Here is a 7,894-nt window from a genome sequence, read left to right as displayed (position 1 = left end):
AGAAATTATCAAAGTTCTGTTGCTTTAGCCTGTATATTTTTATGGCTACCTTTATAGGGTTAATTATGAACAGTAAATGTCAACAGACCCTAAATTTTTGCCAATAAAAAAGGAAGAGATCTCTCCCAAAACCTCTTCCTCGGAGTTAGATCATTATCTGATCCATAGATGTCATTATTATAGTTATCTTAAAAAAAGCCCCTTGGGGAAGAGACTTGAAAACTGTGGAGAGTTATTCTTATTGACCCTTCTAGCGATGTTTAAAACATCGACTAGACGTTAAAATCTTATACACACTCATTTTAAATTGCAATATTTTTGGAAAAAATTAAGCATTGTTTTTATAAGGTTTTTTTTGAATTTTCTTATTTGATTTTTTTATAAAGATTAAAAAATAAAAAGCAGGCCGAAGCCTGCTTTTATATCAATAACTTAAAGCATATATATGCACTGACTTAGTCTGTAAAAGTGACTTTCGCAATGGCTTTTTTACCCGACTGGATAATTAAAGTGACATTTTCTTTAACAGAGAAACTCATATCGACCACGTTCCAATCGACTTTGACCGCACCACGACCCACGGCATCTTTTGCCGCTGCAGCATTTGGGTTTAAGCCCGCTACGCGAAGAATTGTTGCAATAAACAACTCGCCACCAAATTCTGCACGTGAAATTGTCACTTCAGGTGTTCCTTCTGGTAACTCACCCTCAGTAATCAGATTGCCTGCACCTTTATGTGCATTTTCTGCCGCTTCTGCACCATGGAAACGCTCTACTAACTCAAGGGCTAGAATTTTCTTCACTTCTTGTGGATTACGCCCTTCAGCAATTTCGTTTAGCAGGACTTTAATGTCTTCAACGGATTTAAAGCTGAGTAAATCAAAATAGCGTTCAATTAAGGCATCTGGCATCGAAAGGACTTTTTGATACATCGCCCCTGGTGCATCAAATACGCCAATATAGTTACCCAAAGACTTAGACATTTTGTTCACACCGTCTAAACCTTCAAGGATTGGCACTGTAATGCAGACTTGCGCTTCTTGATCATAACGACCTTGAAGTGTACGCCCCATCAATAAGTTAAAGGTTTGGTCTGTGCCGCCTAATTCAACATCTGCCTCAAGGGCAATCGAGTCATAACCTTGAACCAATGGATATAAAAACTCATGAATTGCGATTGGTTGATGGTTGTTATAACGCTTGGTGAAGTCATCACGCTCAAGCATACGAGCAACCGTTTGCTGTGAGGCCAATTGAATCAAGTCAGCAGCCGTTTTTTCGGCAAACCATTCAGAGTTAAAACGCACTTTAGTTTTGTTCGGATCAAGAATTTTAAACACCTGTTCTTGATACGTTTTTGCATTTTCAAGCACTTGCTCACGCGACAATGGTGGGCGTGTTGCACTTTTTCCAGTCGGGTCACCGATCATCGCGGTATAGTCCCCAATCAAGAAGGTCACGTCATGACCCAAGTCTTGGAAAGTTTTCAATTTATTAATTAAAACCGTATGCCCCAAGTGCAAGTCAGGCGCAGTCGGGTCAAAGCCCGCTTTAATTTTTAAAGGACGATTTTCTTTTAATTTCTTCAGAAGATCTTCTTCAGAAATAATTTCATGCGTGCCTCGTTGAATGAGAGCAAGTTGTTCTTCAGCCGGCAGGAAATTTGACATCACAAAACCCAAACACATCAGTTATTCAATTTGTGCGATATACTAACACTTTTTCAGCACATTGCAGGCTTTAGAATAATCATGACAGCGATCTATATTGGGGTAATGACCGGCACCAGCATGGATGGTGTTGATATTGTTGCTGCTTCTTTTGATCCATTGCAGCTTCACGCCACCCTCACTCTTTCTTTCGACCCAGATTTACGCGATGAACTGATGGCACTCACTTTGCCCGGTGACAACGAAATCGACCGTATGGGCAAGGCAGATGTGGCTTTAGCAAAGATGATTGGCGAAGGCATCAATCAACTGATTGAGCAAAGTCATTTAGATCGTAGTCAAATCAAAGCGATTGGCTCACATGGGCAAACTATTCGCCACCGCCCAGAGCACGGCTTTACCCTACAAATTGGTGACCCAAACATCATCACTGAAATCACCCAAATTCCTGTGATTTCAGATTTTCGACGTCGTGATATGGCCGCAGGTGGCCAAGGTGCCCCGTTGGTTCCTGCGTTTCACCAAGATATGTTCCAACATGAGAGTATTCATCGCGTCATCTTAAACCTAGGCGGCATCGCCAATGTCAGCATGTTGCCCGCAGGCCAACCTGATGAGGTCTACGGTTTTGATACAGGCCCAGCCAACATTTTAATGGACGCTTGGTGTGAACGCTTTACTGGACAGCCCTACGATGAAAATGGCAATTGGGCAGCTTACGGCCATCCGATTCGTAGCCTACTCGATCGGCTACAATCACATGAATATTTTTCCAAAGAACCACCCAAAAGCACCGGCCGTGAAGACTTCAACCTCGAATGGTTAGATGAACAAATTGCAGACTGGCGCAATGACCTTGAATATGACGAGCTTGAAGATAGTCCTGAAAATGTTCAGGCCACCTTAATGAAGCTCACCACGCGCGCCATTAAAAAAGCCATCTATCGCTCCGATATGGATACGGGTGAAGTCTACGTCTGCGGCGGTGGTGCGTATAACTCGCATCTTTTAGAACAATTACGCTGGCGCTTACGTAAACACAATTGGTCTGTACAAACCACCTCCGCCGTTGGCTTAGCTCCAACGTGGGTAGAAGCAACCGCCTTTGCTTGGTTGGCTATGCGCTTTATCCATCAACTCAGCGGCAACTTACCGACAGTGACAGGCGCACAAGGTAACCGTATTCTCGGAACGATTACCGCGGTTTAAACATCAAAGTGCTTCTAGTCTTTTAGACGCAACCCGAGCAAATCAAAAAAGCCAGTCAGGTGAATAACCAACTGGCTTTTTATCTATCTCAGCGATTTTTTGCTGTTAATGTTAACGCATCATCAACTTGGCATTTTCCTGCCGAAAGGCTTTTAAAATTTGCTGTCCCGCTCGTCCCGTAGGACTTAAACCTAAACGGATTTGCTCCTGTCGAATCGCTTGACGAGTTTTATCACCAATCAAACCATCCACCGCGCCAATATCATAGCCACGATTCAGTAAAAACTGCTGAATTTCACGACGTTCAGAACGTGAGGTGCCTGCATCATCGGTTGGCCAAGTTGTACTAAAACCGCCTTGCCCTTGTAAACGGTCTGACAAATGCGCAATCGCTAATGCATAACTTTCTGCTGCGTTATAACTATAGATTGCATCAAAGTTTTTAAACACTAAAAACAGTGGACCATTTTCACCAGCAGGTGCCATCAACCCCGCTTGCGAGCTAGAAGATAAATTGCCTTGAATTAACGCTGAGCCATCTGCGCGTACCAAGCCATTTTGCATCCAGTAAGATAAGGACTTCTTATTGCGACGACTTTCACCACTCAGAGAGATCGCTTGCGGATTTTTCACTTCAAATCCCCAAGGTTGCCCAGTTTGCCAACCGCGTTTTTTGAGGAAATTGGCTGTTGATGCCAAAGCATCTGTGGTACTCGACACCAAATCACGACGTCCATCACCATCAAAGTCGACGGCCAGCTCTTCATACGTTGATGGCATAAACTGGGTATGGCCAAATGCGCCGGCCCACGAGCCTTTCAGTTGTGACTCCGTTAAATCGCCACGCTGTAAAATGCGCATAGCGGCAAAAAACTCTCCACGGAAATAGCTTTGGCGGCGCCCTTCACAACTCAATGTACCTAAAGCTTGTAATAATGGATATTTACCTGAAATATCGCCAAAATTACTTTCAACACCCCACACGGCAACCACGGTCTCCGCAGGCACACCATACGCTGCCGCGACACGACTCAACACTTCACGATGTTGCGTCAATTTTTGCTGACCTACTGCAACACGCTCATCATCCACCAATCCTGACAAATAATCCCAAATAGGCGTGGAAAATTCAGGTTGGTAATTTAATTTTTCAATCACAGAATAATCAGGCGCTAAATTTTGCGTGTAGCGATCATAAGTGGACGCAGACACACCATTCGAAATCGCTTGGCTTTTTAAATTGGCAATACAGCTTTGAAATGAATTCTGAGGACTATAATCAGAAGTTACGACATTTGAACTGCCTGTAACTTTTTGACCATTAATAATGAGCTCAGCATTCGCCTGAGTCGCCGCTAAAAAAAATGAACCTAAAAGAAAAGCAAAACGGTGCATAAAATCCCTAATGATTCTTTATCTCTAAATTATGCTTTTTACCTTAACACTTTCGATTTCACTTTTCTGAATCAAAACGTAAATGAATATTCATTCTGGTTTAAATTCAAAACTATCTTTTAAATTTAAAACCACTTACCCACAGCACCCCGCATCTCAACTTTTAAATTCAAAAACAATCTCTGACTCAGCAAGCACTTTAAATTCAATCATCTTGTTTTAAATTAATTTTATCCACATTTTTATTTAACATTAATAATCAATAATATACAGATAATCAACTACCATAACTAAAGCTCAATATTTTTAAATTCAAAACTTTAAATTTATTGTTTTGAATTTAAATTCAAACAGCATCAAAACTTTTAAATTTAAACGCTCGATTTAAATTTAAAACTCACTTTTGAATTCAAAATTTTACTTCTATTTTTTAAATTCAAAGCAAACTTAAAAGATATCCACACACCCAAGTTGATAGAGATCTCTGCTGTTTCACTTTCTTTTAGGTGAAAACCAGTGTCACATTCAATTGTGGGCTCTGTTTTAAAACGTGCATCTCTGTACAAAACTCGCTTTATTTTGCTTTCAGTTTATTTTTCTATGCGCTAATTTTATCTAAACGGATAAAAAACACGCAATTTATTTTAATTTTGATCCGATTAACGGTCACTTTTTTCGAAGAGGCGCAATCATGCCTGAATGAATCCAAATAAAAAAGCGACCACTATCGTGATCGCTTTTTTTAACAACAACTGAAGCTTTAGATGGTCATATCTTCACTCAGTGCCAATGGATTCGGTAAGATTTTCGCAAACTGACGACATAGCGTCGTGAGTTGAGCGGTATCATTCGGCATTAAAGTCAGGTGACCAATCTTACGACCTTCACGTTCTTCCTTATTGTAAAGATGTAGATGTACACCTTCTAAGGCCAAGACTTGTTCAGACTGTGGATGCTGACCAATAATATTGATCATGACCGTAGGGCGAACCACTTCAGTTGAACCCAAGGGTAAGCCTGCGACTGCACGAATATGGTTTTCAAACTGAGAGCATACTGCGCCTTCAATCGACCAGTGTCCTGAATTATGCACACGTGGCGCCATTTCATTGGCATACAAACCTTTGTCTGTGACAAACAGTTCTAAGGTCAACACGCCAACATAATTCAAATGATTCAATAGGCGAGTGATGTAGTCTTGTGCAACGGGTTGTAAGTCCGCACTATTCGGTGCAGGGACAATCGAATGCGACAAAATACCATGATGATGATGGTTTTCAGCCAATGGCCAGGTTTTCACATCGCCATTTTGACCACGTACCGCAATGATCGAAACTTCACGCGAGAAGGTCACAAAGCTTTCTGCAATTAAACTTCCAGCAGGGCCTAATTCAGCCCATGCTTGTTCAATTTGTTGTTCAGAACGCAATACAAACTGACCTTTGCCATCATAGCCACCTGTGGCTGTCTTCAGTACAATCGGTAAGCCTAGCTCAGCAACCGCAGCGCTTAAACTTTCTAGTGAATCTACCGCTTTATAAGGCGCAACAGGAATCTCAAGCTCATCAAATAACGCTTTTTCAGACAAGCGATGCTGCGCAATGGCTAAAGCCTGACGCGGCGGATGCATATCTTTTTGCTTGGTCAAAACATCAACATCAGACAAAGGCGTATTTTCAAACTCAAGGCTGAAGACATCTGCACTGGCAATAAAATCTTGTAAACCGTTTTCAGTTTTACTTGAAATCACCGTTCCTAAAGCCGCTGAAGGACAGTCTGTACTCACATCAAAGAACGTACATTGAATATTCAGTGGCAAAGCCGCTTGTGCCATCATGCGACCCAGCTGCCCACCACCAAAAATACCGATGGTTTTATTCATGAGGAATGCCCCGTATTAAGCTTGGCCTGGAATGTTGTTGCTTGCAACTTTGTCGGTTTGTGCAGCACGGAAATCGGCCACATGTTTTGCAATTTCAGGACGTGTCAGACCTAAAATTTGTGCTGCCATAATCGCGGCATTGGTTGCGCCTGCTGGACCAATCGCCAAACTACCCACTGCAATACCTGCTGGCATTTGCACAATCGATAACAGTGAATCGACACCGTTTAAAATCGAAGACTTCACTGGCACACCCAGTACAGGCAAATCAGTTTTCGCCGCACACATTCCTGGTAAATGCGCCGCACCGCCTGCACCCGCAATAATCACTTGGATACCACGGTCACGTGCTTGTTCAGCATATTCAAAAAGACGATCTGGCGTACGGTGCGCAGACACAACTTCCGCTTCAAATGGGACACCAAGTTGCTTAAGCATATTGGCAGTGTGTTCGAGAGTAGCCCAATCTGATTGAGAACCCATGATAATTCCAACGAGAGGAGTGTCTTGTGAAGCGGCCGCATTCATTGCAATGTTTCCAGAGATAGTTAAGAGAGATAAATCTCGACTAGCGCCAAGCTTTAATAAGAGCCCTGTATTATAGACTGAAAATTCATCTCAATAAAATTTAACGGTTGTCTTTAAAGAGAAAACTCCATAATATTTTTATGAAAATATTTTTATTTTTTTCAATTTTATAAAAACTTTTATTAAATCAATATTCATCAGAGCCTTTAAACATGAAACAGATCTTCATCCTGCTCGCTTTAGCCATAAGCTCACAGAGTTTTGCCCAACTAATTCAACTCAATACTAGCCAATTTGAAAAAGACTTTAGCCTATTACAGAAACAAAAAGGCTATAACGGCCAAATTAAGAGTAATGGCTACATCCAAGAAAAGTTTTTAGTGACCGGAAAGTCGGTCATTGATGAACGTGAGCCGGTCATGATGACAGGCTATTACAAAGCAGATGATGGCAAAGATAAAATGTATTCTATTTCAGAATATCGTGTGTTTTGTGATGACCAAACCTATGGTTATGCACTCATCAACTTTGAAGCAGACGGTCAAATGAGTGTGCTGACCAGTGATAGTGATTATGCCTTTGACTATGAGGATCCCACTGCACGAGACCGTGAGTTTAGTAAAGTCCTAAAAAACGCCTGCAAACACGCATCTCTTAAATGATGAGACCTGTGCTGTATTAAATCAATTAAGCACTGCGAAATACGAAATAAACACAACCAAAAAGGCATAAACCTGCCCACAAATAATCCAATTTAAAGGGTTGTTTAAAAAGAAAAATTATAAATGGGACAAAGACCAATAGAGTCACGACTTCTTGTGTGATTTTCATTTGACCCAAAGACCACCCGTGTTTGGCCAACAATCGCGTTGCTGGAATCATAAAACTGTATTCGAGTAACGCAATGGCCCACCCAAATAAAATGGCTTGCCAAAGCGGCGCACCATGCAAAAATTTAAGATGACCATACCAAGCCAAGGTCATAAAGCAATTGGAAATAATCAGCAACGATAATGGAAAGAGCATAACATTGACAGGCAATATCTAGATGAATGTAATTTAACAAGTTTCAAGAAAAAAAATACAATATAATTTAACCTAAAATCAGAACAGCAAAAATTAGGGTGTGTTGACACTTTTAGCTTAAAAAAATAGCGAAGTAGTAAAATCAAATCGCCAAACCCAATTTTACTATTCGCTATGCCTCGTA

Annotated in this window: 7 protein-coding genes; 2 read left to right on the top strand and 5 right to left on the bottom strand. The window is 41.2% G+C overall.

The annotated features are described in order from the left end of the window. Positions 1-455: 455 nt before the first annotated feature. Complete coding sequence (tyrS, locus tag AXW61_RS00280) at positions 456-1,688, bottom strand: tyrosine--tRNA ligase (protein ID WP_101495492.1); 1,233 nt, start codon at positions 1,686-1,688, stop codon at positions 456-458. A gap of 63 nt (positions 1,689-1,751) precedes the next feature. Here tyrS and AXW61_RS00275 point away from each other — a divergent pair, with 63 nt between their 5' ends. After that, positions 1,752-2,879 (top strand): anhydro-N-acetylmuramic acid kinase, encoded by a 1,128-nt coding sequence (locus AXW61_RS00275; protein WP_062031204.1) that lies wholly within the window; start codon positions 1,752-1,754, stop codon positions 2,877-2,879. 111 nt (positions 2,880-2,990) lie between these two features. Here AXW61_RS00275 and AXW61_RS00270 read toward each other — a convergent pair whose 3' ends face one another. The 3 genes from AXW61_RS00270 to purE all read right to left on the bottom strand — a co-directional run bounded on the left by AXW61_RS00270 (position 2,991) and on the right by purE (position 6,684). Further along, complete coding sequence (locus tag AXW61_RS00270; protein WP_062031202.1) at positions 2,991-4,274, bottom strand: lytic murein transglycosylase; 1,284 nt, start codon at positions 4,272-4,274, stop codon at positions 2,991-2,993. Between the two features lie 760 nt (positions 4,275-5,034). Next, a complete protein-coding gene (locus AXW61_RS00265; protein ID WP_062031199.1) occupies positions 5,035-6,156 on the bottom strand; it encodes a 5-(carboxyamino)imidazole ribonucleotide synthase in 1,122 nt (373 codons plus the stop codon). Positions 6,157-6,171: 15 nt separating this feature from the next. Next, positions 6,172-6,684, bottom strand: coding sequence for a 5-(carboxyamino)imidazole ribonucleotide mutase (purE, locus tag AXW61_RS00260; RefSeq protein ID WP_062031197.1), 513 nt, complete (start codon positions 6,682-6,684; stop codon positions 6,172-6,174). Between the two features lie 212 nt (positions 6,685-6,896). Between purE and AXW61_RS00255 the strand changes: the two genes are divergently transcribed. After that, entirely contained in the window at positions 6,897-7,346 is a 450-nt protein-coding gene (locus tag AXW61_RS00255; protein WP_062031194.1) for a hypothetical protein, read from the top strand. A gap of 25 nt (positions 7,347-7,371) precedes the next feature. Here the strand turns inward: AXW61_RS00255 and AXW61_RS00250 are convergent, their stop codons facing one another. Beyond that, a complete protein-coding gene (locus AXW61_RS00250; protein ID WP_062031191.1) occupies positions 7,372-7,710 on the bottom strand; it encodes a DMT family protein in 339 nt (112 codons plus the stop codon). Positions 7,711-7,894: the final 184 nt, after the last annotated feature.

Origin of the sequence: Acinetobacter sp. BMW17, from assembly GCF_001592855.1 — a bacterium.
Taxonomy (GTDB): Bacteria; Pseudomonadota; Gammaproteobacteria; order Pseudomonadales; family Moraxellaceae; genus Acinetobacter; species Acinetobacter johnsonii.
Note: the sequence above shows the minus strand (reverse complement) of the source record. Positions and strands in the feature narration are given on the sequence as shown.

Excerpts from the sequence above, each read along its gene's own strand:
- AXW61_RS00250 (WP_062031191.1), bottom strand. The coding sequence starts at position 7,710 with ATGCTCTTTCCATTATCGTTGCTGATTATTTCCAATTGCTTTATGACC.
- AXW61_RS00275 (WP_062031204.1), top strand. The coding sequence starts at position 1,752 with ATGACAGCGATCTATATTGGGGTAATGACCGGCACCAGCATGGATGGT.
- AXW61_RS00255 (WP_062031194.1), top strand. The coding sequence starts at position 6,897 with ATGAAACAGATCTTCATCCTGCTCGCTTTAGCCATAAGCTCACAGAGT.
- tyrS (WP_101495492.1), bottom strand. The coding sequence starts at position 1,688 with ATGTGTTTGGGTTTTGTGATGTCAAATTTCCTGCCGGCTGAAGAACAA.
- AXW61_RS00265 (WP_062031199.1), bottom strand. The coding sequence starts at position 6,156 with ATGAATAAAACCATCGGTATTTTTGGTGGTGGGCAGCTGGGTCGCATG.
- AXW61_RS00270 (WP_062031202.1), bottom strand. The coding sequence starts at position 4,274 with ATGCACCGTTTTGCTTTTCTTTTAGGTTCATTTTTTTTAGCGGCGACT.
- purE (WP_062031197.1), bottom strand. The coding sequence starts at position 6,684 with ATGAATGCGGCCGCTTCACAAGACACTCCTCTCGTTGGAATTATCATG.